The organism is Serpentinicella alkaliphila (assembly GCF_018141405.1).
GTDB classification, from domain to species: domain Bacteria; phylum Bacillota; class Clostridia; order Peptostreptococcales; family Natronincolaceae; genus Serpentinicella; species Serpentinicella alkaliphila.
Map to the genome: position 1 here is coordinate 884,072 of NZ_CP058648.1, position 26,846 is coordinate 910,917.

General features: G+C 31.5%; 32 protein-coding genes and 1 other annotated feature. Of the genes, 9 read left to right on the forward strand and 23 right to left on the reverse strand.

Annotated features, from left to right (window positions below; genetic code table 11):
- Positions 1-61 precede the first annotated feature (61 nt).
- Together HZR23_RS04345 and HZR23_RS04350 are read left to right on the forward strand one after the other, a co-directional pair.
- Positions 62-391 carry a YtrH family sporulation protein gene (locus tag HZR23_RS04345; protein ID WP_132848748.1) on the forward strand — a complete coding sequence of 110 codons (330 nt, stop codon included), beginning with the start codon at positions 62-64 and terminating at the stop codon, positions 389-391.
- Positions 388-825, forward strand: coding sequence for a hypothetical protein (locus tag HZR23_RS04350; RefSeq protein WP_132848749.1), 438 nt, complete (start codon positions 388-390; stop codon positions 823-825). Before HZR23_RS04345 ends, HZR23_RS04350 begins: the two co-directional genes overlap by 4 nt.
- Positions 826-1,091: 266 nt before the next feature.
- Here HZR23_RS04350 and HZR23_RS04355 read toward each other — a convergent pair whose 3' ends face one another.
- Genes HZR23_RS04355 through HZR23_RS04370 form a run of 4 tightly spaced genes read right to left on the reverse strand, consistent with a single transcriptional unit; the run spans position 1,092 to position 4,865 of the window.
- Entirely contained in the window at positions 1,092-2,282 is a 1,191-nt protein-coding gene (locus HZR23_RS04355) for a hypothetical protein (RefSeq protein ID WP_132848750.1), read from the reverse strand.
- A gap of 60 nt (positions 2,283-2,342) precedes the next feature.
- Positions 2,343-3,215: a 16S rRNA (adenine(1518)-N(6)/adenine(1519)-N(6))-dimethyltransferase RsmA gene (rsmA, locus tag HZR23_RS04360; RefSeq protein WP_132848751.1), complete on the reverse strand. Its 873-nt coding sequence runs from the start codon at positions 3,213-3,215 to the stop codon at positions 2,343-2,345.
- Between the two features lie 8 nt (positions 3,216-3,223).
- On the reverse strand, positions 3,224-3,760 hold the full coding sequence (rnmV, locus tag HZR23_RS04365; RefSeq protein WP_132848752.1) for a ribonuclease M5: 537 nt from the start codon (positions 3,758-3,760) through the stop codon (positions 3,224-3,226).
- Between the two features lie 58 nt (positions 3,761-3,818).
- Entirely contained in the window at positions 3,819-4,865 is a 1,047-nt protein-coding gene (locus HZR23_RS04370) for a 3D domain-containing protein (RefSeq protein ID WP_132848753.1), read from the reverse strand.
- A gap of 371 nt (positions 4,866-5,236) precedes the next feature.
- On the opposite strand from HZR23_RS04370, the gene HZR23_RS04375 reads away from it, so the two are divergent.
- The gene (locus HZR23_RS04375) at positions 5,237-6,169 is read left to right on the forward strand and encodes a polysaccharide deacetylase family protein (RefSeq protein WP_132848754.1); all 933 of its coding nucleotides are present in this window, start codon (positions 5,237-5,239) and stop codon (positions 6,167-6,169) included.
- Positions 6,170-6,226: 57 nt separating this feature from the next.
- Here the strand turns inward: HZR23_RS04375 and HZR23_RS04380 are convergent, their stop codons facing one another.
- From HZR23_RS04380 to HZR23_RS04405, 6 genes are all read right to left on the reverse strand, one after another.
- On the reverse strand, positions 6,227-6,715 hold the full coding sequence (locus tag HZR23_RS04380) for a pyridoxamine 5'-phosphate oxidase family protein (protein ID WP_132848755.1): 489 nt from the start codon (positions 6,713-6,715) through the stop codon (positions 6,227-6,229).
- Between the two features lie 81 nt (positions 6,716-6,796).
- Positions 6,797-7,570 (reverse strand): TatD family hydrolase, encoded by a 774-nt coding sequence (locus HZR23_RS04385; protein WP_132848756.1) that lies wholly within the window; start codon positions 7,568-7,570, stop codon positions 6,797-6,799.
- 13 nt (positions 7,571-7,583) lie between these two features.
- Positions 7,584-9,548, reverse strand: a complete 1,965-nt coding sequence (metG, locus tag HZR23_RS04390; RefSeq protein ID WP_132848757.1) for a methionine--tRNA ligase — start codon at positions 9,546-9,548, stop codon at positions 7,584-7,586.
- Between the two features lie 87 nt (positions 9,549-9,635).
- Positions 9,636-9,870 (reverse strand) — a binding site (T-box leader).
- Between the two features lie 97 nt (positions 9,871-9,967).
- Complete coding sequence (locus HZR23_RS04395) at positions 9,968-10,738, reverse strand: transposase (RefSeq protein ID WP_165913701.1); 771 nt, start codon at positions 10,736-10,738, stop codon at positions 9,968-9,970.
- A 94-nt stretch (positions 10,739-10,832) separates the two neighbouring features.
- Positions 10,833-11,369: a spore maturation protein gene (locus HZR23_RS04400; RefSeq protein ID WP_132848759.1), complete on the reverse strand. Its 537-nt coding sequence runs from the start codon at positions 11,367-11,369 to the stop codon at positions 10,833-10,835.
- The gene (locus tag HZR23_RS04405) at positions 11,366-11,941 is read right to left on the reverse strand and encodes a nucleoside recognition domain-containing protein (protein ID WP_132848760.1); all 576 of its coding nucleotides are present in this window, start codon (positions 11,939-11,941) and stop codon (positions 11,366-11,368) included. The genes HZR23_RS04400 and HZR23_RS04405 overlap by 4 nt, the downstream gene beginning before the upstream one ends.
- Positions 11,942-12,115: 174 nt before the next feature.
- Between HZR23_RS04405 and HZR23_RS04410 the strand changes: the two genes are divergently transcribed.
- The gene (locus HZR23_RS04410) at positions 12,116-13,555 is read left to right on the forward strand and encodes a nicotinate phosphoribosyltransferase (RefSeq protein ID WP_132848761.1); all 1,440 of its coding nucleotides are present in this window, start codon (positions 12,116-12,118) and stop codon (positions 13,553-13,555) included.
- Between the two features lie 83 nt (positions 13,556-13,638).
- On the opposite strand, the gene HZR23_RS04415 is transcribed toward HZR23_RS04410, so the two are convergent.
- A complete protein-coding gene (locus HZR23_RS04415; protein ID WP_132848762.1) occupies positions 13,639-15,072 on the reverse strand; it encodes an HDIG domain-containing metalloprotein in 1,434 nt (477 codons plus the stop codon).
- Between the two features lie 249 nt (positions 15,073-15,321).
- Between HZR23_RS04415 and HZR23_RS04420 the strand changes: the two genes are divergently transcribed.
- Positions 15,322-15,609, forward strand: coding sequence for an AbrB/MazE/SpoVT family DNA-binding domain-containing protein (locus HZR23_RS04420; protein WP_456300197.1), 288 nt, complete (start codon positions 15,322-15,324; stop codon positions 15,607-15,609).
- 21 nt (positions 15,610-15,630) lie between these two features.
- On the opposite strand, the gene rsmI is transcribed toward HZR23_RS04420, so the two are convergent.
- The 7 genes from rsmI to HZR23_RS04455 form a co-directional block, all read right to left on the reverse strand.
- The gene (rsmI, locus tag HZR23_RS04425; protein ID WP_132848763.1) at positions 15,631-16,467 is read right to left on the reverse strand and encodes a 16S rRNA (cytidine(1402)-2'-O)-methyltransferase; all 837 of its coding nucleotides are present in this window, start codon (positions 16,465-16,467) and stop codon (positions 15,631-15,633) included.
- Positions 16,467-17,228, reverse strand: a complete 762-nt coding sequence (locus HZR23_RS04430; protein ID WP_243098235.1) for a tRNA1(Val) (adenine(37)-N6)-methyltransferase — start codon at positions 17,226-17,228, stop codon at positions 16,467-16,469. The genes rsmI and HZR23_RS04430 overlap by 1 nt, the downstream gene beginning before the upstream one ends.
- A 26-nt stretch (positions 17,229-17,254) precedes the next feature.
- On the reverse strand, positions 17,255-17,851 hold the full coding sequence (locus HZR23_RS04435) for a peroxiredoxin family protein (protein ID WP_132848765.1): 597 nt from the start codon (positions 17,849-17,851) through the stop codon (positions 17,255-17,257).
- Between the two features lie 18 nt (positions 17,852-17,869).
- Positions 17,870-18,760, reverse strand: a complete 891-nt coding sequence (locus HZR23_RS04440; RefSeq protein WP_132848766.1) for a PSP1 domain-containing protein — start codon at positions 18,758-18,760, stop codon at positions 17,870-17,872.
- Between the two features lie 105 nt (positions 18,761-18,865).
- Positions 18,866-19,861, reverse strand: coding sequence for a DNA polymerase III subunit delta' (holB, locus tag HZR23_RS04445; RefSeq protein ID WP_132848767.1), 996 nt, complete (start codon positions 19,859-19,861; stop codon positions 18,866-18,868).
- Between the two features lie 2 nt (positions 19,862-19,863).
- Positions 19,864-20,487: a dTMP kinase gene (tmk, locus tag HZR23_RS04450; RefSeq protein WP_132848768.1), complete on the reverse strand. Its 624-nt coding sequence runs from the start codon at positions 20,485-20,487 to the stop codon at positions 19,864-19,866.
- A 21-nt stretch (positions 20,488-20,508) separates the two neighbouring features.
- Entirely contained in the window at positions 20,509-21,939 is a 1,431-nt protein-coding gene (locus HZR23_RS04455; RefSeq protein WP_132848769.1) for an aminotransferase class I/II-fold pyridoxal phosphate-dependent enzyme, read from the reverse strand.
- A 104-nt stretch (positions 21,940-22,043) separates the two neighbouring features.
- Here HZR23_RS04455 and HZR23_RS04460 point away from each other — a divergent pair, with 104 nt between their 5' ends.
- Positions 22,044-22,190 carry a hypothetical protein gene (locus HZR23_RS04460; RefSeq protein WP_165913702.1) on the forward strand — a complete coding sequence of 49 codons (147 nt, stop codon included), beginning with the start codon at positions 22,044-22,046 and terminating at the stop codon, positions 22,188-22,190.
- 40 nt (positions 22,191-22,230) lie between these two features.
- On the opposite strand, the gene HZR23_RS04465 is transcribed toward HZR23_RS04460, so the two are convergent.
- The 3 genes from HZR23_RS04465 to HZR23_RS04475 form a co-directional block, all read right to left on the reverse strand.
- Positions 22,231-22,401 (reverse strand): sigma factor G inhibitor Gin, encoded by a 171-nt coding sequence (locus HZR23_RS04465; RefSeq protein WP_132848770.1) that lies wholly within the window; start codon positions 22,399-22,401, stop codon positions 22,231-22,233.
- A 124-nt stretch (positions 22,402-22,525) separates the two neighbouring features.
- Complete coding sequence (locus HZR23_RS04470; RefSeq protein ID WP_132848771.1) at positions 22,526-22,714, reverse strand: hypothetical protein; 189 nt, start codon at positions 22,712-22,714, stop codon at positions 22,526-22,528.
- Positions 22,715-22,878: 164 nt separating this feature from the next.
- On the reverse strand, positions 22,879-23,556 hold the full coding sequence (locus HZR23_RS04475; protein ID WP_132848772.1) for a TVP38/TMEM64 family protein: 678 nt from the start codon (positions 23,554-23,556) through the stop codon (positions 22,879-22,881).
- A gap of 122 nt (positions 23,557-23,678) precedes the next feature.
- Between HZR23_RS04475 and mltG the strand changes: the two genes are divergently transcribed.
- Positions 23,679-24,710 (forward strand): endolytic transglycosylase MltG, encoded by a 1,032-nt coding sequence (gene mltG / locus HZR23_RS04480; RefSeq protein WP_132848773.1) that lies wholly within the window; start codon positions 23,679-23,681, stop codon positions 24,708-24,710.
- A gap of 18 nt (positions 24,711-24,728) precedes the next feature.
- On the opposite strand, the gene HZR23_RS04485 is transcribed toward mltG, so the two are convergent.
- Both HZR23_RS04485 and HZR23_RS04490 read right to left on the reverse strand, forming a co-directional pair.
- Positions 24,729-24,944 (reverse strand): heavy-metal-associated domain-containing protein, encoded by a 216-nt coding sequence (locus HZR23_RS04485; protein ID WP_132848774.1) that lies wholly within the window; start codon positions 24,942-24,944, stop codon positions 24,729-24,731.
- An 11-nt stretch (positions 24,945-24,955) separates the two neighbouring features.
- Positions 24,956-25,240 carry a metal-sensitive transcriptional regulator gene (locus HZR23_RS04490; protein ID WP_243098234.1) on the reverse strand — a complete coding sequence of 95 codons (285 nt, stop codon included), beginning with the start codon at positions 25,238-25,240 and terminating at the stop codon, positions 24,956-24,958.
- Between the two features lie 163 nt (positions 25,241-25,403).
- Here HZR23_RS04490 and HZR23_RS04495 point away from each other — a divergent pair, with 163 nt between their 5' ends.
- The gene (locus tag HZR23_RS04495) at positions 25,404-25,838 is read left to right on the forward strand and encodes an RrF2 family transcriptional regulator (RefSeq protein ID WP_132848776.1); all 435 of its coding nucleotides are present in this window, start codon (positions 25,404-25,406) and stop codon (positions 25,836-25,838) included.
- Between the two features lie 38 nt (positions 25,839-25,876).
- Complete coding sequence (cysK, locus tag HZR23_RS04500; RefSeq protein ID WP_132848777.1) at positions 25,877-26,809, forward strand: cysteine synthase A; 933 nt, start codon at positions 25,877-25,879, stop codon at positions 26,807-26,809.
- Positions 26,810-26,846 lie beyond the last annotated feature (37 nt).

Sequence of the window (26,846 nt, forward strand, 5' to 3'; positions counted from 1 at the left end):
GAACTTTTTGCTTATCCACAAATATTTAAGACATATATTCAATATTCACGGGGGATTTAAAATGATTATCGTTTTTCAAAATATCTTATATAACTTTTTTATATCTTTAGGGGTTATGTTAGGTGGATGTGTTTTTGGTGCCCTGGCCGCCACATTAAATGGCCACCCTCCACTTAAAGCTATGCTTGATTTATGTGACAAAATAAAGATATGGGCAGTAGTTGTAGCCCTTGGTGGTACTTTTACCTCTTTTCAGGTTTTTGACACGGGTATTTTTAATGGGGAGTTTAAAAGTATAATTAAGCAAGTAATTTATATTGTAAGCGCCCTGGGGGGAGCTCAATTGGCATATAAATTAATCTATTATTTTGAAGGTAGTGGCCGATTATGAAACCGATCTATTTAAAAATATATTCTATAACCTTGGGTTTTTTACTGGGCTTAGTTACAATGAACTTATTTCAAATTCATACTATTGACAGACTTTATAGAGTACAGACGAATTTAACAAATCAATTGCTAGACAAAGAAATTAAACTACAGAAATTTAATGAAAGTGCTAATGAAAAAAAAGTTTTTATAGTTAAAAACTTAGAGATAAACATTGATTACGAAGGTAACCCCCGTGTAATTGAAGATATTGAAACTACAATTAAATTCTATTTAAATGATTTAGTTGGTCGGGAGGTAAAAGAAGTGGATGGAGATATGATTTATAAAATTATTCATCAAAGAATTCTAGAAATCGATGAGAAGAAAATCACTTTAATATTGAAATACATTATTATCAACGAAACTATTTCTATTGGAATAAATGCTAGGTAACTAAATATATTTAAACTAAGTAAGATTATTTTATTAGGGGTGATCCATATGCGTATTTTGATTTTTAAAAAGCGTCATATTTATGTTGCTGTAATAATATTATTGATAGTCATTGTCTCTTTATTTGCTTTCCTCTTTAGACAAAAAGCCCGTCCTGCTCATACATACCCCGTTTTTAAGCAGGCTTTAATTTCACAATATTTCCCTTACACACTATATCTAAAAATGTAATTAAGCAGAGGCTTTAAATGCCTCTGCTTTTTTATTTAACACATTGTCTTTTCCATTGGCTCAACTACCAATCCTGTCATTGGGTCAATATGAAGCATCCAATATCCGATGCCTTCTTCATTTGTCTGCATACATGATTTCCAATAAACAAAGCCTGTATTCCCACCAAAAGGCTGCTCTTCTTTCATTTTTCTACCAGGTATTGCATAGACAAAATACTTGGCTTGCCTTTGTTCATCATAACATATACCAAATAAATAGTGCTGGTACATATATATTAGCCTGTAATAATCAGAAGGATAGTAGTGAGGATAATGATATTGATGAGGATTATTCATCATCTCTAAATATGCAATGAATGGCATATATGCCCTATAAATAGTCTGTTGGTTATGATATATTTGCCACCACTCGTATCCACTTAAATTTTTTTCAAAAGGATTTACTTTCGGATAAAGTTTCAAGGTCGATTCAATATAGTATTGAATATGATTTATTTGAGGGTGACTTTGAGCATTTATACTTTCCTGTTGATATTTTAAAACATCCTCAGAATCCTCTTCAAAGCTATATGAACTTGTTGGCTTCATAGATATATCTACCCTTTCCTTTGTATTTTCAGTGTTTACTATTTTACATTCTTGGTCAGGTTTATTTACATCCTTGTCAATTTTAAAATCTAATTTTATATCCATTGTTTCTTGTTTTGGTTTTTTTTCAAAAATTAGTTGTTGAGTTTCTTTTTTAGGTTCTTTGATAAAACTATTAGAACTTTCTTTTACTATAGGTTTATTGAATGCATTCTTCCAAGCTATTTTCTCCTTATGTACATAACCAACTAAAGGCGCAATAATATCTGCCTTATTTAGGGTTTTATCAACAAAAACAACAATAGCATCAAAATCATCTATTGGAGTTTTTGACCCTTTTACGTTTTCTGAGTTAAATTCAAATACTGCTTCACCAGTTCCTCTATCATCAACTTCAATTGGGCCTAACTCAATATTAATAGGTGCATTTATGTTATTTACTTTTAAAAGAAATATCCGATATCTTTCATTTTTTTCGTCTAGTTTTTTCATACTTTGGCAATGCACACTTAATACTGCTTTATCATTTTTTACTTCAACCTTAGCATATCCTTTAGGTGGATTCCCTTCTGCAAATCCATATCTATAATCCTCAGTATCTAATAGTACAAAATATCGTCGATATAGTCGTTTCATAATTTACCCCCTCTTACATTTTCTCTTTACCATAATATATGAGGGGTAATTTAAAATAATTTACGATTTTATTAGATTGCCCTTAATATAATTGCAAATTTGTGCAAATTCCTCTATTGAAAGGGCCTCTCCTCTAATGTTTTCATTGATATTATAATAATTTAGAGTTTCTCTTATTAATTCCTTATTTAATTTTAAGTTTCCTGTGCTTAAAGCATTTAATAGGGTTTTTCTTCTTTTACTAAAAGAATCTCTAATAATATTAAAAAACAATCTTTCATCATGTACTACAACCAAAGGAGTTTCTCTTACTTCAAGTTTTATCACGGTTGACTCTACCTTAGGCTGCGGAACAAAAACTGACGGTGGAACTTTAAATAGTATTTTAGGGTTACAATAATATTGAACTGCAATAGATAATGCTCCATAGTCTTTTGTATTTGGGGCTGCCTGCATTCTATCTGCAACCTCCTTTTGAATCATTACAACTAGAGATTCAATATTTATTTTTTCTTCTAAAAACTTCATTATAATAGGTGTCGTTACATAGTAAGGCAAGTTCGCTACAACTTTAGGCTTTTTATTTGGAAAATGTTCTTCAATTAGACTGTTTAAATCAACTTCTAGTATATCTTTATTTATAACCTGTACATTATCGTAGGAGCCTAAAGTCTTCTCTAATATTGGTAATAGACTTTTATCTATTTCAACTGCTAAAACCTTTTTAGCCCGTTCTGCTAAAAATTGTGTTAAACTTCCAATACCAGGCCCTACTTCTAACACATTGTCATTTTCTGTAATCCCTGCTCCATCTACTATCTTATTCAATATATTGCCATCAATTAGGAAGTTCTGTCCTAAACTTTTTGAAAACTTAAAACCATGTTCTTTAACAATTTCTTTTGTTCTGTTTATATTATATATATGTTCCATAGCAGTCCCTACTTTTCAATTTTATTTAGTGCTTCAATAAATTCTTCTCTTGTTACCCCAAAGTTATTCAATCTGCTTAGTAGCTGTTTAGCATTACAGTACCCTATACCTAATATTTTTCCTATCTCATTCCTTCTATATGCAGCCTGATCACTGCCTAACAATTTATTTTCTATAAGGTCTTTTTGTGTAAACTCTGTTCTTCTATCAACAATTTGACTTCTAGCGTTTTTTAATGCCTCAATTATACTTTCAGGGGATGCATTTTCTATTCCTATATCATCATCTTTAGTTGCCTCTTCCTTAGAAAGAAAAGCATGTTTACACCCCTCTACTCTAGAAGTTATGTATTTTCTAATTTTTTCACCAGCAAAATCTGGATCAGTAAATATTATTACGCCTCTTTTTTCCTGTGCCTTTTTTATTTGATTAATAACTGAAGGTCTAAGGGCAAATCCACCAGTAATAATAACCTCTGCGTCTACTGCTCTTTTTATAGCCGCTACGTCATCTTTTCCTTCAACTACTATTATTTCCTTTATCATCCAATCTCTCCTAACTTAAGAAAGGCCAGAGTTTACCCTGGCCCTTTTGTTTATTTAACTATTTTAATACATATACCTTAAGCTGTCTTCTTCCAAACTTTTTGGCATCCGCTAGATTCTCATAATAGATATCAATCTTATTTCCTTTAATTGAACTACCTGTATCTTCTGCGTATGCAATTCCATAGCTCACTTTTCCATCCATTGACTCTATATATAATCTAGAACCTAATGGAATAACTCTAGGGTCAACTGCTACAACTCCAGGTCTTACTTGCGTTCCACTTTTGGTTATGCCGTAGTAAGGATCTCCAGGTTTCTTTCCGGTGCACTCATACCCTGCTGTATATGCAGAAGCCTGCATTACATAGACATCTGAATATCTCCTAGTTTCACCCCTCGAAGTGACTACAAACCCTGAGGTACCCTTTTCAATAACCTCTTCTACTGCAACTATTTTGTCAGTTTCCTCTAAAATTACTCTTTTAGCTTCCAATCCATTCTCATATATCACTTCATATTTTTTCTCTTTCAATCCATTTGAACCTTCTTGTACTTTCCTAGTTTTCCCATGATCTAGCTCATCTGTAAATTTAGTTACTGTTTTATAGGGAACTTCATGGGTTTCATACACTATTTCTTTCCTAATACGAGTAATTTTGATGTCAGTACCTTCAGTTACAAGTGCTTCCAAAGACGGCTCTAAAATATCAAACTCGTTAATTTCTATGTTCTGACTAGCTAATATATGTTCAACTGTTTGTTCTACTGTAAATATACTACTTTCGATGTCACCGTCTATTAACTTCACTTCAAAGGCCTTACGGATGATAACTTCATCTCCGTCCTTTAATCTTGTGTTTAACTCCGGGGTTATATGATCATTTTCATTGATTTCTATTCCTTGCTTATCTAATAATGATTTTACATTGAAAGCAAAGGTTTTCACCTCCATTTGATGCCCGTTTTGGTTAATAATAATAGTTTTGTGCAATATCATTACCCCGAATACCAAAACTAACACAAATGAGATGATTGTCGTAATAAAGAACTTACTTTTCATAATTCTTACGTAAGCTTCCTTATTACTCCGAAATGTCTCCATAATTTTTCCTCCTACCATTTTTATTGAGATTGGAACTTTTATAAATTCTATTCCAACTCGGTAAAATTGTCAAGTTTTTGCCTTGTCTAACAATCTAGACTTGCATTTTTGATTATTACCAACATTTCATAAATATATACATTTCAATGCTTAGCTATAAAGATTGTACTACCCCTACTATAATGATATGCTTTTGTTACAAATTTGTAAAGTTTTTTGCTTCGACTAAGATTTCCCAGGAAATTAGTTTTATTTGAGGAAATATGTCTTATTATGAGTCATAATTTTTTTCCATTTATTGCTTACTCATATTGTTTTTTGTTATACTGTTTTTATATTTGTGTTGTTTAATTGTTTTAAGGGGAGATTGTATGTATAATAAAAAGAAGGCTTCAACAACGATATTTATTATTCTCTGTATAGGGCTTGTTTCTTGTAATTTTAGCTCTACTTCTTCAATAAATCAGGATTTACTTGCAATTATTAATAGTCTCCAAAAAGAATACATAGTATTAAATGATAATGAAACATTTCATGATTTATTTATTAGAGGACAGGCAAAATATAAAGTAGTTCGTGATTTTGAATTAATCAATGGTGTTGCAGATGAAATCCCGGTTTTAATGTATCATCACCTCCTTCTAAGCTCAGAAAATAACTTTAAGGGTAATAGTGCTATACTTGATGTTGAAACATTCTTCGAGCAGATGGAAATCTTATTTAAAAGTGGTTACACTACAGTAACTTTACTTGAGTTTGAAAAATGGCTAAGTGGAGAAATTGAGCTTCCTAAAAAATCCGTTTCCATAACCTTTGACGATGGTTATTTAAGTAATTATATTTATGCATATCCAATATTAAAAAATTTCAACTTTAAAGCATCCCAATTTTTAATTACAAATACAGCTAAAGAAGAAAGTGAACCTTTTGACCCAAATGTACTACAATACTTAACATGGGAAGATATTGTAAGTACTCTAGATGTTTTTGAATACTCTAACCATACCCACGATTTACATCATCTAGAAAATAATAAAGGCTTTATGATTTCAAAGCCAATAGACTATGTATATGAAGATACATTGGAGAATATGAGTTTAACTAACTGTAAATATTTTGCATATCCCTATGGACATTATAACGATGAAGTTTTAGATATATTAGAGTCTGTAGGTATAAAGATGGCTTTTACAGTTAAATCAGGTCCTGTTAAAAAAGGTGACTCTCCTTTAGAATTAAATAGGTATGGTATTTTTCCAAGTACTTCTATTTCAAAGTTTAATTATATGATTAATAACCAATGATTATGGTTATATAAGGGGAAGTCTCCCCTTATTTTTTTATTTTTATAATAAATATAGTTAATGAAGCATTAGATTATCTTCTTTTAAACTCACTTGATTATCAGAAAGTATCTGTTTTGTTCTATCTCCATCTTCAATGGCATTTAAATACACGATTTCTTCTGGTATTATTTTTATAACCTTTAAGTCTTCTCTATTAAAGTTCATCATGTTTGGATCAGGATAAAATTGCATAGCCTCATCAAATAGGTCATAGTTTTCTATGCTTGTAGTTGCAGTACCGAATATTTGCACTCCTTTAATTTTTCTATGTGTTATAAATTCAGTATTTACTAATAAGCAAACATTAGGATTTTCTTTGATTGCCTTAAACTTGTCTCCTCCAGCAGATAGGATAAATAACTCTAAATCTGCCCCTAAAAAATACTGTACAGGACTTACTCTAGGCTTCTGATTCATACAAGTTCCTAGGGCAGCATCCTTATGCTCCATTAAAAAATGTTCTATTTCTTCACTTAAAGCTTGGGATGACATTTCTTTTTTCATATAAATCCACCTCTTTAATTTAGTTATTATTATTCTATTATTTAGAATATGGAGTAGATTTATACGAAAAGGAAGGGATGCTTACGCATCCCCAATTCTAAATAGTCTTTTTGTATTGTCAGTTGTTGTTTTTGCAACATGTTCATAGGAAAGACCCTTTGCCTCAGCAATATGTTCTGCAACATATCTAACATAAGCAGGCTCATTTCTTTTACCCCTGTGCGGAACAGGTGTTAGGTAAGGACAATCTGTTTCAATTAATAGCCACTCTAGCGGTATAGCTTTCACTACTTCCTGTGTTTTTCTTGCATTACCAAAAGTAACAGGTCCAGCTATAGATATATAAATTCCTTTTTTCACATATTCCTTTGCTAGCTCTGCACTTCCAGAATAACAATGAAGCACACATCCTATATCCCAAACCTTATGTTCCATTAATATTTCAAAAACCTCTCCGTTTGCCTCACGGTCATGAATTATAATTGGCAGATTTACCTCTTTAGCCAACTCAATTTGTCTTTTAAACCACTTTCTCTGTTCATCTCTTGGGGATCGATCGTAATGAAAATCTAAGCCAATTTCTCCAATAGCCTTAACCTTTTTCTTTGCACTGAGCGCCTTTAATACCTCTATTGTATCTTCATCCATGTCTTTAACATCATGTGGATGAACCCCTACCGAGGCATATACCATATCATATTTTTCAGCTAAATTAACGGCTCTAATTGAAGATGCTAAGTCTGCCCCAGCATTCATAATATATGATAATCCATTTGCCTTTGCATCTCTTAATATTTTATCTCTATCTCTATCAAACTTTCTACTATCTAAATGTGCATGACTATCAAATAACATTAAAATATCTCTCCTAACTTATTAATGTACCCGTTGGCAATTCACTATATAAAGTTGCCAAAGATAGTTTATCATCATCAGCTCCAGCTAATATCATACCTTGTGACTCTACACCTCTTAGCTTTACAGGCTTTAAGTTAGCAACTAAAATTACTGTTTTTCCAACTAACTCTTCTAGCGTATAATGTTTAGCTATACCTGATACCACTTGTCTTTGCTCTTTTCCTACCTCCAGCTGAAGAACATATAGCTTATCAGCCTTAGGATGTTTTTCTGCCTTAAGTATTTTCGCTGTTCTTAATTCTACTTTAGCAAAATCATCAATTGTTATTTCTTCTTTTTTAGGTTCTATAACTTCTTGTACTTCCTCTTTTTGTACATCTTTATTTGTTGCATTTATATATGCTTCATTTTCCTTTTCTATTGCTTCTACTTCTTTATCTATTTCTAGCCTTTGGAATAGGATTTCACCCTTATTAACCTTAAGCTCAGAAGGAGTTTTATCAAATACTTTTGCCTCCTCCCAGTTCATGGACTCCAGTGAAAGATTTAATTGTTTCCATATCTTATCTGAAGTATGTTCCATAAATGGTTTAATTAGTATAGAAATAATTCTTATAGTATCAACTAAGTTGTACAGCACTTGATCTAATCTACCCTTATTTGCCTCTTCCTTTGCTAAAACCCATGGTGCTGTTTCATCAATATATTTATTTGTTCTTCTTATTACCTTCCAAATCTCTTCTAAGCCATCATGAAACTGAAGCTTATTAATTGCCGATTCTACTTTATCAGCAGCCTCTGTTGCAACTTTTTTAAGATCTTCATCTATGCTTTCAGAAATATTTGATTTAATAACCACTCCATCATTATACTTCTCTACCATTGCAATCGTTCTGCTTACAAGATTTCCTAAATCATTTGCTAAGTCTGAATTAAAACGGGACAAGAATATTCTATTAGTAAAGTTACCGTCCTGTCCGAAAGTAAATTCTCTTAATAGGAAATATTTTAATGCATCTATTCCATATCTTTCTATAAGCGGTTCTGGATAAACTATATTGCCTTTCGATTTTGACATTTTATCAGCACCAAATAAAATCCAACCGTGTCCATATACCATTTTAGGTAGTGGTTCCCCAAGGGCCATTAACATAGCCGGCCATATAATAGTATGGAATCTTACAATTTCTTTTCCCACTATATGCACATCCGCTGGCCAAAACTTTTTATATTGCTCATCATCGTCACTTCCATATCCTAATGCTGTAATATAGTTACTTACCGCATCAAACCACACATAAATAACATGCTTAGGGTCAAATGGTACAGGAATACCCCAATCAAAGCTTGTTCTAGATACACATAAATCTTCTAATCCAGGCTTTAAGAAGTTGTTAATCATTTCATTTTTTCTAGACTCAGGAAAACAGATTTCCGGATGATCTTCAAAATATTTAATTAGCCTATCTTGATATTTAGATAATTTAAAAAAGTATGCTTCTTCTTTTGCTAAATGGGCTGGTCTTCCACAATCCGGACAGCCTTTTTCTTCTTTTAATTGTGTTTCAGTCCAAAAAGATTCACAAGGCGTACAATACCATCCCTCATATTCACTTTTATAAATATCCCCTTGGTCATAAAGCTTTTGAAAAATTTTCTGAACACCTTTTTTATGTTTTTCATCCATAGTTCTATAAAAAACATCATAAGATATTTCCATTCTGTTCCATATCTTTTTAATGTCTTCTACTATTTCGTCAACATACTCCTTAGGATTTTTTCCATTTTTCAAAGCTGCCTCTTGTATCTTTTCACCATGCTCATCAGTTCCAGTTAAAAAAACAACATCATATCCAGTAAATCTTTTAAATTTAGCTAACACATCCGCTGCTACAGTCGTATACGTATGTCCGATATGTAATTTAGCGCTTGGATAATATATTGGTGTTGTAACATAATAATTTCCTTTTTTCACTATAATTCCTCCTTCTGAGTCAAAAGGGACGGTTATTTTTGACTCTTTTTGTTTATTTTTAAATACAAAAAAACCCACGTCCTATAAAATAGGGGCGAAGGTTAACTCACGGTACCACCCTAGTATGCTATTAATTAAATAATAGCCTCCATCGGTATTTAAACCTAGCAACATAACGGATGCAAACCGTTATGACTTAAGTGCCGAACCTCAGTCATAATGCTCAGGGGCCATGTTCAGAGGGTTACATCGTACCGGCTTTCACCTTATCCGGCTCTCTATAACGACTAGACCAACTTACTCTTCCCTTCTTCGCTCATTTCATTTATTAATTAATGTTTGTATTATACATTAAAATATATAAAAATATTCATATGATGTCAACTCTATACATAAAAATATATTTTTTCATCTACAAATTATTTAACTCTTTGTACTTTATTCCTATTAACGTTTAATATTTCTGCAATTCTTCTAATAGATAAACCATATTTATTTTTCAATAGTTCTATTAAGTTATTTCTTATTTCTTTATCAGTTTGAATATCACAAAATCTCTTTTGTTGCTCATTTAAATATTTTTCAACTAGATTTCTACCTTCTTTAGTTCTGGCTTGAGAATCCAAAAGGTTCAAAAAATCTCCTCTATCCTCTAAATCGATTGTAAAGGTTTTCAATTGTTTAATTGCATAATTAATATTATTAGAAAATAAGCTAAGTATTTCCTCACCATTTATTAAAGAAAAATCCTTATTTATATATGATTTCATACTACTCCAGTTATAATGCCATGATTTTTTTACTATGCCTGCTTCTACTGGATTATTGTGTACATACCTTATCAGCCTAATTAAGTACCCTTCGTTTTCTACATTTATACTTTTATATCTATCTTGAAAAACGTGTCCAATCTTATCATATTTTTTATTAAAATACATAGCATAGCTAACATTTATCTTCTTCATAATTCCTGGTAAAGTGTCGTTGTCTTCTTTTAATACTAGATGTACATGATTAGTCATTAAACAGTATGCAAAGATTGAATACTCTTTATTTTCACGTTTTGTCTTTAATATTTCTAAAAACTTAACCATATCATTCTCACACAAAAAAATATCATTTTTATTGTTCCCTCTTAACATTATATGATATATCCCTGTGCTGCTGGGGAACCTATTTTGCCTAGGCATATAATCACCCCTTTTGGTGAAATATACCATAACAACTTGCGTTAGTCAAAGGATTTAACACATAAATCTTTTTTTGAGTCAAAAAGAACCGTCCCTATTGACTCAGTAGGATTTTGCAGAAGAATACGGCTGCTAGTATTGCTGCTAGGTGTGCTACTAGGGCTGATGGGATAGTGTGTCTAGACTTTTTGATTCCTATAGTTCCATAATATACTGCCATTGTATAAAATATTGTTTCTGATGAACCCATCATTGTTGATGCAACTCTTCCTACAAAAGAGTCTGGGCCGTTGTGTACTAAAATATCCTGCAACACTGCTAGGGATCCGCTACCTGATATTGGTTTCATAAGTGCTAATGGAAGTATTTCTCCAGGGATGCCGAGTAATGATGTTATAGGCCTTAAGCCCCTGACTAAATAATATATAGCACCTGACCCTCTCATTAGCCCTATTGCGATAAATATAGCGATTAGATATGGCATAATTCTTATGGCTGTTTTAAAGCCCTCAGCTGCCCCTTCTACAAATGCATCATACATCGAAACACCTTTTACATACCCATGGACTAGAATTATTGTTATCATTATCGGAATAGCAAAAACAGAAGTATATGTTATGTACTTTGTCATCTTCTCCTCACCTCCAGAAGTTTACACACTACTACCCCAACTATCGTTGATACAGCCGTTGCTAAAATTGTAGTTGAAATTATTTCCGTTGGCATTAGGGAGCCCGTATCTGCCCTAACCTTTAAAACTGTTAATGGTATAAGCTGTATAGATGACATATTTATCACTAAAAACATGCACATAGCATTTGTTGCAACTGCTTTATTCTTATTTAAACCTTGTAATTCTTCCATTGCTTTTATTCCAAGAGCTGTGGCAGAGTTTCCTGCCCCAAACATGTTAGCTACCATATTCATCATAATTGCACTAATGGCAGGGTGATTTTGCGGAATATCAGGAAATAGTAATTTTGTAATAGGCTTCATTAAAGAAGCTAGATTATTTATTAAGCCTGACTTTTTAGCAATATTCATTAATCCTAACCAAAATGCCATTATACCCGTTAGGCCAATAGCAAATATTACTGCCTCTTGACTATCCTTAATAATTACCTGATTAATAATTTCTGTTTTGCCTGTAATTATTGCAACGACAATCCCAAAGGATATCATCAAAAACCAAATTAAGTTCATTAAATCCACCTCTTTTAAGCTAACTTTGTCTAAGCATTATATGAATATGGGCTTATCCTTTATGATTAATTTAAAATATCTTAAAAGTTTCCCTTTTGCGTAAATTTTGTTATAATAGACCATATTAATGGTGAGGATTGATCTTTATAGTACACAGCAAAGGAAGGGAATTAAATGAAAAACCTGGCTCTTTTAACTGATTTCTATCAATTGACAATGATGAACGGATATTTAAACAATAATATACATAAGGACACTGTTGTTTTTGATATGTTCTTTAGAAAAAATCCTTGTGATAATGGATTTACAATTATTGCAGGTATTGAGCAAATGATTGAATATATTGAAAATCTTAAATTTACTGAGGAGGATTTAGATTATATACAATCCTTAGGTTTTGATGATTTATTTATTAATGAATTAAGAAACTTTAAGTTTAGTGGTACAATTTATGGCGTAAAAGAAGGCTCAGTCATGTTCCCAGGTGAGCCAATTATAAGGGTCAAGGCTACTTGTTTTGAAGCTCAACTAATTGAAACTGCAATTCTAAATATCGTTAACTTTCAGTCTCTAATAGCGACAAAAGCATCACGTATATGTACTGCTGCAAAGGGTGATTCGGTTTTTGAGTTTGGCCTAAGGAGAGCTCAAGGTCCTGACGCTGGAATTTATGGTGCTAGGGCAGCGGTAATCGGAGGTTGCTCATCCACATCTAATGTTTTGGCAGGTAAAATGTTTGATATACCTGTTGTTGGTACACAGGCTCATAGCTGGATTCAAACATTTGATACTGAACTCGAAGCTTTTCGTGCCTATGCAAAAACCTATCCAGATAAGTGTATGTTGCTTGTTGACACATATGATACAATCCAAAGCGGTGTTCCAAATGCAATTACTGTATTTAATGAGCTAAGACAATTAGGATATGAGCCTAGAGGAATTAGAATTGATTCTGGAGATTTAGCATATTTATCTAAACGAGCTAGAAAAATGTTAGATGAAGCGGGGTTTCCTAATGCACTTATAGTGGCATCCAGTGATTTAGATGAAGATACGATTCATAGTCTAAAAATTCAAGGTGCAGTAATAAATGGATGGGGTGTTGGAACAAATCTAATAACTTCTAAAGATTGTCCAGCTCTTGGCGGTGTTTATAAATTGGCTGCTGTTGAAAAAAATAATGGCCTAATTCCAAAGATTAAAATTTCTGAAAATCCTGAGAAAATAACTAATCCTGGATATAAAAAGGTTGTACGTATATATGAAAAATGCTCAGGAAAGGCCCAAGCTGACTTGATAATGTTAGAAGATGAAATTATCGAAAGAAACAAACCTCTAACTATTTTTCATCCAGTATATACTTGGAAGAAAAAAGTGATTGCTAATTATGAAGTTAGAGAACTGTTGATACCAATATTCGAAGAGGGTATTCTAAAATATAAAAAACAAAGCATACAGGATATACAAAACTACGTAAAAGAAGAGATCTCCACCTTGTGGCCAGAATACTTAAGACTAAAAAAACCAGAGTTTTATAAAGTGGATTTATCTAAAAAGCTTTGGGATTTAAAACAAACTATGGTTAATCAATACAAAGAAAGTGGCGAAATTTGATCGCCACTTTCTTTTTTCTGTACCTAAGAGGTTAATGTAATTCTTAGTTTGCCTCCTTAGATATTATCTATTTTTAATAAAATTTAACTCTTTTTTCCTAGCATATTTTTTAAATATTTCAGTGCCCCTTCTTTTGATGCTGATATTTCTCCGAAAAACATTGCCTTTCTAATCTTTTCAAGAATTATTCCTACTTCTTTACCCTCTGGTATGTTTATAATATTCATTACTTCTTTACCGGAAATAATCTTAGATATATCTTCTACGTCCTTATACCTAGTTAAATAATTATTTGCAATATATTCAACATGTACTTTAAAAATACCCATCTCTTCTTCAGGATCTAACAATTTTCTTGTTGCCACAATGTCTGCCAACCCAATTAACAAAATATCTAAAGTTTCAGTGCCAGTCTCACAAAACATTTCATATAGGGATTTTCCACTAACATCATTACACTTGTATAAATTAAGAGGCCACATATGACTAAAAACATATTTACTCAGTATATGCTTCTCCTTATTGCTAAGCTTATAATCATCAGCATAGTTTTTAACTATGTCCGCACCAGTAATCTCATGTCCTCTAAATCTTACTCGTCCATCCTTATCAACGAATCGTGCTGATGGTTTACCAATATCATGAAATAGAGCCCCCAGCTTTAATAGTTGTAATCTTGTTCTTCTACCTGCTAATATCTCATTTGTGTGTTCCTCATAGGCTTTTTTAATATGTTCTTCGAAAAATGAGTTAGCATATATATAGCTTTCAATCATTTTTAATGTGTATATTGAATGTGTCCAACTATCAACTACATGATATTTGCACTCGCCCACACCTTTCATTGCTATGACTTCAGGAAATAATTTGTCTAATATCTTAATGTGTTTATCCATAAAGTTCAAATAGAAATATGATCTTTTCTCGGCTAATATTAAAAATAATTCATTTATTATTCTTTCCTTAGCTATTGTTGTGATTAGATGTCCTTTTCCCTTTAATTGCTCCAATGTATGTTCATCTACTTCAAACTCAAGTTGGGACATTAGTCTTACTGCCCTCATTATTCTAATAGGATCATCATCTAACGCCCTATCATTTACAAGTTGTATTATACCTCGATCTAAATCTAGTTTCCCATTGTGAGGATCTATAATTTCTCCTCTTTTCATTGGCAACCCTAGATGAGTTGGGTATGCCATAGCGTTAATTGTAAAATCTCTATATCCTAAGTCTTCTTCAATTGAATTACCTCTCATTTCACTAAAATCGAGGTTTATATTATATTCTTTCAAATGAATTCTGTAAGTTTTTCTTTGTTCATCCAGAATAAAATAGCTTCCATTTAGAGCCTTACCTATTTTTTCAATAGTTTCATGAGTATTGTTACAAATTACAAAATCTATATCCTCTATAGTTCTACCTAATATGAAGTTTCTGACTGTACCTCCGACAATATATGTATTCGCTTCAATAGTATTAATGGTTTCAATAATAAAGGTTAAATAATCCCTCATCTTATCAACTCCTAAAATCATTCTATATTGAAAATAATAAATAATTCTATACCCTTAAATCAATTATTTCATTAACTGTTGATATTCCAATATATTATAGTCTATGTCTTATGTTATTATTACTTTCTAACTTTAGTATATAGTATGTGTATTATTAAACCAAGTTAAAATATATTTTTAACAACCAAAATATTTTAGAGAGCTTATTGACTTTTTATGGAATATTTGGTACCATTTAAATGATGAATAATGTCGAAATTTGTAGATGTTTGTATGAGAATAGAAAGGGAGATGAAATTGAAGTCAACAGGGATTGTAAGAAAGGTCGATGAATTAGGTAGGGTTGTTCTTCCAATAGAATTAAGGCGTACACTTAATATTGCCGAAAAAGATGCACTAGAAATATATGTAGATGGGGAGACAGTTATTTTAAAAAAGTATGAGCCTGCATGTATATTTTGTGGCAATGCTAAGAATATTAATATATATAAAGGTAAAAATATCTGCACAGAATGTGTAACAGATATTAAAAAATAGATAAATTTATTGATACCTCCTTTATAAATCAATAGATTCCTTATAAACTTCCTTCTTAGGAAGTTTTTTCTTTTCCATAACTTTTTTTATAGCTTCCTTTTTATCAAAACCTAAATCAATATAATAAAGAAGACTTTCTTTTATGGACATATTTGCAAGTTCATCTTTATTTTCAATATTTTCTTCACTGCTACCCTGGCAAACTATAACAAATTCCCCTCTTGGTTCATGTTTTTCAAAATACTCTATAATATTTGTTATAGATCCTCTTAAAAATTGTTCATATTTTTTTGTTATTTCTCTGGCAACAGTAATTGCTCTATCCCCTAAGACGACTTCCATATCCTTTAATGTTTGTTTTATTCTATGGGGTGCCTCATAAAATATTAATGTCCTATCGTCATATTTAATTTTTTCTAACCGTTCTCTCCTTGTTTTCTTATGATGACCTAAAAATCCTTCGAATGCAAACCGCTCTGTACTAAGGCCGGATCCAACTAAAGCAACAATTGCTGCCGTTGAACCGGGCAGTATTACTGTTTCTATATTGTTTTCTATACACATTTTAATTAAAACTTCACCTGGATCTGAAATACCGGGCATTCCAGCATCTGAAACTAGAGCAACATTATTTCCATCCATTAATTTTTCTAAAATAACTAGTCCCTTAGTTTTTTCATTATGCTCATGATAACTAGATAAAGGTTTATTAATTTGAAGATGATTTAAGAGTTTCAATGTATGTCTTGTATCTTCAGCTATAATTAAGTCTACTTCAGACAAAACCCTTATTGTTCTCAATGTTATATCTTCTAAATTTCCTATAGGTGTTGGGCATATATATAGTTTCCCTGACACTAATCTTCATCTCCGATCTGTATACTTTCTTTTCCATATATTTCGTAGGTATGAGCTGTATATTTACCATTTTCATCATAGACATAAAAAGGGTCCATTAGTCTTAGCTCTGGATTTGCTGCCTTTCTACATTCAATTAATAAGAGGTTTGGTTTTTTCTTATAACTTGGATGAATGAACTGCATTCTTTTAGGTTCTAATTTATATTGTCTACATAAGGTTAGTATATCAACCAACCGTTCTGGTCTATGGACCATAAAAAACCTTCCCATATGTTTAACAAGCTTCGATGCAGTTTTTATCACATCCTCTAAAGTACATTTAATTTCATGTCTAGAAATGGCTTTTTTGTCATTTGTGTTTTTTAACCCATGGGGGTGCATATATGGGGGGTTAGATGTAACTATATCAAAATGATTAATTGGAAGGTAGTTTTCCACTCCAATTAAATCTTTATTGATAATTTCTATTCTATCCTGTAATTTGTTTAAAATTACACTCCTTTGAGCCATATCTGCAACTTCCTCTTGTATTTCTACTCCTGTAATGTGCGTTGCCTCTGATTTTCCTGCTATTAATAAGGGTATAATCCCCGTTCCTGTTCCTAGATCAACTACTTTGTCTCCTTTATTTAGCTGAACAAAATTAGCTAAAAGAACCGCATCTATACCAAAACAAAACCCTTGCGGGTTTTGTATAATTTTTAAATCCTTAACTTGTAAATCATCCAACCGTTCTCCACATTTAATAATATTTCTTATATCCAAATAAAAGGCCTCCTCAAACATTAATTCATCTCTAATAGTAGCTCTATTTCATCTAATAATTGATCCTCTTCAATATTATTTGTAACCATTTTCACTATATCCCCAGAACCATCGATGAAAAATGTAGTTGGAAAATTTCCAACGTAATAGGATTTGGTTACATCCCCAGCTTTGTCAATTAGAACATCATAGGATATATTCTTATCTTTAATATAATTTTTTACTGACTGCCCTTCCATGGTTTCGAAGGAAGTGGCATTAATAGCTAAAATTATTACATCTTGCTCTAAAAGGGGATATATATTTTGTAGTTTTTCCAACTGCTTAATTGAATCCTCATTCCAGCTTACCCAAAAATTTAAAATTATCGGACTACCTTTAAAGTCTCCCAATGCTACCTCTTTATCATCTATATTTAATAAAGAAAATTCCTTCGCCTTATCTAAGTTTATTTCTAAGCCCTCTTGTTTTTCTTCACCCTTTATATTTTTTGAATTATCAATCTGTTGAAGGGTTTCAGTATTTGTCTCTGAATTAGTCCTTGTGCAACCGAATAAAAGAGATGCTGTTAATACCAATGCAACTGTAATCATATAAAAGGATTTTAATTTTTTCATTCGTCATCCTCCAATGTGTTATTCCTCTAACTTCTTTAACTCCTCTTCTATATCTTTTCTAATTAATAATTGCTCTTTAAGACTTGGCTGCCCATCTTTAATCTTTGTAATTTCATTAAGGCTAAATAATTTCAATTCCTCAGTATTTTCATCTGAATTTTTAACTTTCACCTTTACCTGCTCTAGGAGTACATTCGTTTCTTCAACAATTCCCTCTCCATATGGAGTAATTACTGTTGAACCAATTCCAGGAAGTTTGTCTATAATCTGCTGATACATATCATGCTCATATTTTAAGCAACAGAATAAACGGGAACATATACCGGAGATTTTTAAAGGATTTAGTGATAAGTTTTGTTCCTTTGCCATCTTAATAGATACAGGTTCAAAGTCTCCTAGCCATGTTGAGCAACATAATGGTCTTCCACAAGGTCCTATTCCACCAAGCATTTTTGACTCATCTCTAACCCCTATTTGTCTTAACTCTATTCTAGTTTTAAAAATTGCAGCTAAATCTTTAACTAATTCTCTAAAATCAACTCTACCATCTGCCGTAAAGTAGAAAATAATTTTGTTATTATCGAAAGTGTACTCCACATCTGTTAGTTTCATATCTAATCCATGCTTAATAACTTTCTCTAAACATATATTAAAGGCGTCTTTTTCCTTTTCTTTATTTTCTTGATTTCTTACCTTGTCCTCTTCTGTTGCTACTCTAATAACCTTTTTTAAAGGCGCAACAATATCTTCTTCCGGAACATCCTTTGGCCCTACTACTACCTCTCCAAATTCCACGCCTCTAATAGTTTCAACTATTACAAAATCAGATTTCTTTATATCAATTTCATGAGGATCAAAATAATATATTTTCCCTGCTTTTTTAAAACGTATGCCTACGACTGTAACCATGTCCGCCCTCCTAATTTTCAATTACCATTATTTTAACAAATTCTAGTCAATTAATCCATATTTATAGCTCTGAACCTTATTATATATGCTTTTAGAAAACAATTGTTAATTATTATTAAATAAATCCTGCAAATTTAGAAGCATTGACTCTATGGCTAGTAAATAGTTTACATTACCTCTAATCTGTTGTTTTTTTTCTTCTAAAATCATAATTGCTTTTCTAAGTTTTGCAAATTCTATTATTTTATTCTGATTTTGTATTTTTATATATTGGTCATAATTTATAATTAAGCTATCTTCTTGAGTTTCTTTATATATTAGTATATCCCTATACCAGTATATAAATAGGTCAATGATTTCTTCTATGTCATCTTTTTCTGCATTAAAAAACTCAATCTCATTTAAAATATTCATTGTGTTTGTGGATAATAGTTTTTCCGCAATGTCTATTACTTTAAATCGTCTTCTTTTAAACTCCTCACTATAATATATATTTTTAGCCGTTTCTATTAGTCCATTTGAAAATGTCGCAGTAACCCTGGCTTCTTCCTGATTAATACCTAGCTTCTCAACTAGATAATTTGCAACTCTTTCCACCCCCTGGGGCCTTAGCTTAAGTAATTGACAACGGGAGATAATAGTAGGTAGTAAAGCTTTTAAATTGTTAGTAGTTATAATAATTGTTGAATGCCCCGGTGGCTCTTCTAAAGTTTTAAGCAGTGCATTTTGTGCCTGTACTGTCATTTTATCCCCATTTAAAATAACATAGACCTTTTTGTTACCCTCATAGGGCTTGATATGAATATTTTTCTGAATCTCTCTTATTTCTTCAATCTTAATACTCCCATCCTGCTCTATCAAATGAAATTCAGGATGATTATTATCTTTGAACTTTTTACAGCTAGTACAATTGTCAGAACCAATTGATTCTCGACTAGTATTTAAGCATAGAATGGCTTTGCTTAAAGAAATAGCAAACTGTTTTTTGCCAACACCTTTTAATCCATCAATTAAATAGGCATGAGAAATCTCACTGCTACGAATAATTTTCTTTAAGTTGTCTACGAGTCTTTCCTGTCCTATTATTTCTTCAAAGGCCATGTTTACGCCTCCAATAGCTCTTTAATTATTACCTCTATATCATTCTTTATATTTTCAACTGTATTATCCGCTTTAACTATTTTTATTCTATTAGGGAATTTTTTAGCTAATTCTTTATATTCCTCATAAACCTTTTTATGAAAATGTATTTCCTCTTGCTCTAGTCGATCACTTTGCCTAGAGGCTTTTATTCTTTCAACAGTTATTTCAGGGGGTATATCAAAAAATATAGTTAGATTTGGTTCTAAATAATTAGTAGCAAAGTCATTAATTGTCTTTATTATATTGTAACCTAGACCTCTCCCTGCCCCTTGGTATACTATGCTTGAGTCCACAAATCTATCACAAAGTACAACATTACCTCTTTCTATAGCAGGAATTATTACTTCCGATACATGTTGTGCTCTAGATGCAGCATACAGCAAGGCCTCTGTCATCCCGCACATTTCTTCATTTTCCCTATCTAAAATAATATTTCTTATTTTTTCTCCTATTCTTGTTCCACCAGGCTCTCTTGTTACAATAACATTGTAGCCTCTATTAATTAAATATTCCTTTATAAATGCTATTTGTGTAGTTTTACCGGCCCCATCGAGTCCTTCAATAGTAATAAATAACCCCTTCATGTCTTCACCCCAAATGTTTATTTAAATGACTTCAATATATTCAAACATTTTATCCTTTAATCCAACAATATTAATGCCTGTTTTTAATCCATGAAATAAATACTGAACTACTTCTTCTGTTATAACTTCCCCAGGAATTATAAGGGGAATCCCGGGAGGATAAGGAGTAATAAATTCTCCGCTTATATGCCCAATACTTCTTTTTACTTCTATTCTTCTTTTTTGGCTATATATAGCCTCTCTTGGTTTTAATTTTTGATATACTGTTGGATAGCTGTTTAAATAGCTTGACACCCTGACTTTTCCTGATTTCTGCTTGTCCAAATTATATAAAGCATTTAACAATTTATCAAAATCATTTTTATCATTTGCAATGGAAGCTATAGCTAGGGCTCCGTTTAAGTTTGATAATTCCATTTGAATGTTATACTTGTCTCTTAAATGAGTTTCTAGCCATATTCCACTAAATTCATTGTCCTTAGAGTAAAGAAATAGTTTTGTTGAATCGTGGCTAAATATATTATGTTGTCCTTTTAAATTAACAGTATATAAACCAATTGAGCTTATATCCAGCATAGATTTTTGAAAATCTTTTATATTTAAAAGAAGCCTGTTCATAAGAGCTGGTCCATAATTTTTATACATCATCACAGCAAACTCCAATGATGCCATTAAAATGTACGAAGGACTAGAGCTCTGGTGCATACGTAACATAAATTTTAGCTTATCTATATCTATTTTGTTCCCCTGTACATGCAGCATTGCCCCCTGTGTTAGTGCAGATAAGGTTTTATGCGTGCTTTGAACAACTACGTCAGCCCCACATTCTAGTGCTGTCATTGGTAAATCATCGCTTAACCCAAGGTGTGCCCCATGAGCCTCGTCCACTAAAAGTATTTTATCATATTTATGAGTGATTTCGGCTATTTTTTTTAAATCCGAAGCTACGCCTTCATATGTAGGATATGTAATTAGAATAGCCTTTGCATCCATATTAGATAAGATTTGTTTTTCAATTTCTTCAGGACATATTTCAAGGGGTATTCCGGTCTTTAAATCTATATTGGGATATACATAAATTGGGCTCAATTCCCCGAGTACACAGGCATGAATTACTGATTGGTGACAATTTCTATTTATTATAATTTTATCTCCGGGAGAAGTAACTGCCATAATCATACTGTATATTCCTGATGTGCTACCATTTATTAAATAAAAAGTTTCATTGCTCTTAAAAACTTCCTTTGCAATCTCTAAAGAATCTTTAATAATACCAGTTGGATAATGGAGGTTATCATTACCCGGAATCTCCGTAGTATCTATACTGCTAAGTTTATGGAATAAATGGTTGAAGTTTTTGAATATTTTACCATTTTTATGGCCTGGCACATGAAATGAGGCCACATTGCTTTCTTCTAATTTAATTAAATACTCTATTATAGGTAATTCCATATACTGCCCTCCCATAATTATTAAAAAAAATGTATAAAAATGAATTTTTATGTTAAATATATTTATGAGGCTTCCTATAAAATTAACAAGGTGGTGTATAATAAATGTACCCAAAAAAAATAAATACCTTAAAAGACCTTGTTAAAGTATATGGTCAAAGAAAATCTGACATTGAAATATCTAGGATGTTAGATATCCCTCTTGATCAAATTAAGCTCTCAAGTAAATACGCTACAACTAAAGATAAATAAGGGACTTTTTATAGTCCCTTAAATTTATGTTTATCAAATTTTAAATAATATTAGTTACAATTTCTTTTATCTTTTTCTTATATATTTCATATTTCAATTGATCCTGTGGTGTATCAACTATACTTAACTCACAACTTCGGCAAATAAACTTATGCATTAATACAATCCCTTTTTCATGATATTCATTGCAAATACAACACTCAAACTTCATTGAATACCCCCCTCAGCTTTTTATACCTAGAAGTATTACCTTTAATTATTATTTTATTCAGAGGCCACGTACAATGTTAATACTATTCTTAATTTATTTAATCTATTATCCTATAAAGCTAAGGTTATTTTACAACTCTTAATCTCGGAATTGGATAATCCTCAACATACTCCCTAGGTTGCTCTCTATGTCTAGCTACAGTCTCCTTTGTAGCAATATCATTAATAACATATTTTATTAAAATTAAGAATCCAAAAGCTATTGGTATAATAAGTAGGGTTAAAAATGCAATATTTATACTGAATTTAAACATGTTATCACATCCTTATAAATATATACGTGTAATAGAATTATAATATAAATTAAAATTCTACAAATATATACAAACTCCTACTTATACTTGCATAATTTTGCATTTTTTTAAAAAATAATTCTGTAGCACTATATTTTAAAGCCATTTATAAGAATTAGGATGTTTTATTGCTTACTACATGCTTTTTTATAAGCCTTTTGAATATACTTTTTTGGAGATGAATATAAAAGAACTAAGCAAATTAAAATTACTAGAATATATCCAAGTATTACTTTTAAAGAAAAAATATTATCAAGATTATCTCCTAATGACCCCAATATAATCGCTTTTGGTAAAATTCCAAGAACCGTTCCTATTAGCAAATGTACCAAATTAAGATTTACTATTCCCGCTGAAAAACTTACTGCATCGTAAGGAATTCCAGGAATTGCCCTCATTGTAAATATAGTCCCCATAACCCTGTTATTGTCAATGCTTTCAATTCTGTCATTAACCCAATTATTTGTAAACTTCGCAAAAAAACTCTTATACCTCCTAGCTAATAAGTAACAAATGCTAGTTGAGATAATCACTCCTATAATCGTATAAATGATTCCCATAAGAGTACCAAACATAATACCTCCAGCTATAAATAAGATAGGGGTAGGAATAAAAAAAATAGTTCTAAGACTACCAATAAGAATATATACCAATGCACTATATGGTTCATATCTATCTACAAATACTTGGATTGACTCAATATCAAAATTTGGATTATTAGACCATAAAAAAATATAAAGTACTATTATAACTGCTAGAGCTATGGTTGGTTTTAACCACTTTCCTATTAATTTATTATTCATTTTTTAATTCCTTTCTATTTTGATTACACTTATATTATATTATAAGTTATACAAAAGGGATTTTTATATGATATAATTATTTAATGTATTTATAAGTTTTACTATTTTTCAGGAGGTCCCGCATGAAACAATATATTTTTAAGCATTTTGTCTATATTGTTCTTATTTTAGTCGGTATTCTATTTTTATCATTAACATACCTACCCTCCGTTTTTTCTGTTACTTCTAATAGTGAAGTTGTTGAAGTTACTGTATCCACTGGTTCTTCATTACATGCTGTGGCAGAAGGCCTATATGATAGCGGAGTTATTAAGAGCAGATTATGGTTTAAGCACTTAGCAAAGAGTCAAAACCTTGATAGATCAATTAAACCCGGTACTTATTATATTTCCCCAAATATCTCTTTGAATCAATTACTTCACATTCTTCAAGAAGGTGAGATGGAGCAACCTATAATAGTTACAATTCCTGAGGGCTTTACGGTCTATCAAATTGCTGAGAGAATAGAAAGGGCAGGAATTGGAAGTAAAGAGGATTTTATAGAGTCTACAAAACGCCATTTTATAAACAGTAATCTTGATTTTGATACTAGTGAACTTTTTTATGAAATGGAAGGTTATCTATATCCAGATACCTATTATTTCTCTAAAAGACAAACTGTAGATGATATTGTGCTTCATATGACAAGTACAATGCAAAAGGTTTTTACTGAGGAATATTTAGAGCGTGCTAAAGAACTCAATTTAACACAACATGAGATATTGACTATTGCGTCTTTAATTGAAAAAGAAACCTATCATGATAGTGAAAGAGAATTAATTAGCGGTGTTATCTATAATAGACTTAAAATTAATAAGCTTCTTCAAATTGACGCAGCTATTATTTATGGTATTGGAAGAGGAGAAAAGCATATAAATAGAGTTCTTTACTCTCATTTAGAGGAACCTCATCCTTTTAACACTTATAGAAGGCTGGGTATTCCACCGGGGCCAATAGGTGCCCCGAGTAAAAAGTCAATTCATGCTGCCCTATATCCTTCAGAGCATGATTATCTATATTATGTTGTAGGACAAAATGGACATGCTTTCAGTAAAACCTATGCAGAACATCAAGTAAATGTAGCTAAATATAGACAAATGGTTAATAACAATTAAGGAGACCCTCAGGTCTCCTTATACATTTTTTATTTCTATTACCTCATATCCAGCATCATCAATTACTTCGTTCAAAATTGCATCTTCAATAGTTTCACTTAATAGTATAACAGCCTTTTTATTAGACAGATCAACTTCTACTTTCTCTACTCCATTTAGTTCCCTTAGAGCTTTTTCCACTCTATTAACACAATGTCCACAACTCATACCCTCAATTATTAATTGCTTTTTCACACTAGCTCCTCCTATTTCATAAGTTTTTTTACTATTTTCAACAAATCCTCCATAGCCTCATCGTTCCCTGACTGAATTTGTTCTTTTACACAATTTTTAAAATGACTTTCCATTAAAATTAATTCAATGGCTCCTAAGGCAGACCTAGATGCTTCTATTTGATTTATAACATCGTCACAATATGTTCCCTTTTCAACCATGTTTTTAATTCCTCTAATTTGTCCTTCTACTCTATTTAAACGATCTATAATTGATTTTTGAACTTTTAATGATTCCTCTGTAGGCTTTTTTTCCAATATTTTTCACCTCTCTCTCTATATATTATACTATACCCCCCTACTGTATTTCAAATGCATAAATATAATAAATAAAATTTGGTAAAACTATTGACAAAATCATTTTAAAGTCATATTATATTATTAATCTTATAAGTTTAGTATGTTTAGGTGGTGTTATATTTTGAAAATATCTACAAAAGGAAAGTATGGTCTAATTGCAATGATTGACTTAGCCTTAAACTCTAATGGAAGTTTTATACCTCTTAATGTCATCGCTGACAGACAAAATCTCTCAACTAATTATTTGGAGCAACTATTTTCACCTTTAAAAAAAGCTAAGCTTGTTAAAAGTGTAAAAGGCGCTCAAGGCGGGTATACATTAGGTGATAGTCCAGCAAATATTACTATAGGCTCTATTTTACGGGCTCTTGAAGGCAACTTATCTGTAATAAATAATCAGAATTTAGATAATACTATTGAGCAATGCCTAAATATACACTTATGGCAAAAATTAGACGCAAATGTCAATGAATTTATTGATAATATAACTTTAGAGCACTTAGTAAGCGATTATAAGAAAATGTTTGATGATTCAAGTTTTATGTTTTATATTTAACGACTTTTAATACATTAATAATAAATAGGAGTGGTCTTATGAATATTAAAAAGAATCTTACTGAATTAATTGGAAATACGCCCCTGCTTGAGCTAGAAGGTTTTGCAAAGGCTAATAACATTCCTACTACAATTATTGGAAAATTAGAATATTTTAATCCAGGGGGAAGTGTAAAAGACAGAATTGGATTTGCTATGATTAAAGATGCAGAAGAAAAAGGACTGATCAATAAAGATACAGTAATAATTGAACCTACTAGTGGAAATACTGGTATCGCTTTAGCCTTTGTGTCAGCCGCTAAAGGTTATAAGTTAATTTTGACAATGCCTGAGACAATGAGTATTGAAAGAAGAAATTTATTAAAAGCATTAGGCGCAGAACTAGTTTTAACACCTGGTCCATTAGGAATGAAAGGTGCTATTGAAAAAGCTAAAGAATTAGTAAGTGAGACAAAAAATGCATTTATGCCACAGCAATTTGAGAATCCAGCTAACCCAAGCATTCATAGAAATACAACAGCTGAAGAAATTTGGAGAGATACAGATGGTAAAGTAGATATATTTATTGCTGGAGTAGGTACAGGTGGGACAATAACTGGTGTAGGTGAAGTTTTAAAACAGAAAAACCCAAATATTAAAATTATCGCTGTAGAACCAACCGACTCTCCTGTATTATCTGGTGGTAATCCTGGACCTCATAAAATACAAGGTATTGGAGCAGGATTTGTACCGGCTATTCTAAACACAGGAATTATTGATGAAATAGTTAAAGTTAGTAATGATGATGCATTTGATGCTACAAGACGTATTGCTAGTAGTGAAGGTCTATTAGTTGGGATTTCTTCTGGTGCTGCTGCTTTTGCCGCAGAGCAGGTTGCTAAAAGACCAGAAAATAAAGGGAAAAACATTGTTGTACTCCTTCCTGATACGGGAGAAAGATATTTATCTACTACACTTTTTCAAGTTGAGTAACATTTGGCAAAATTTTAATTAAAATAATTTATTGACA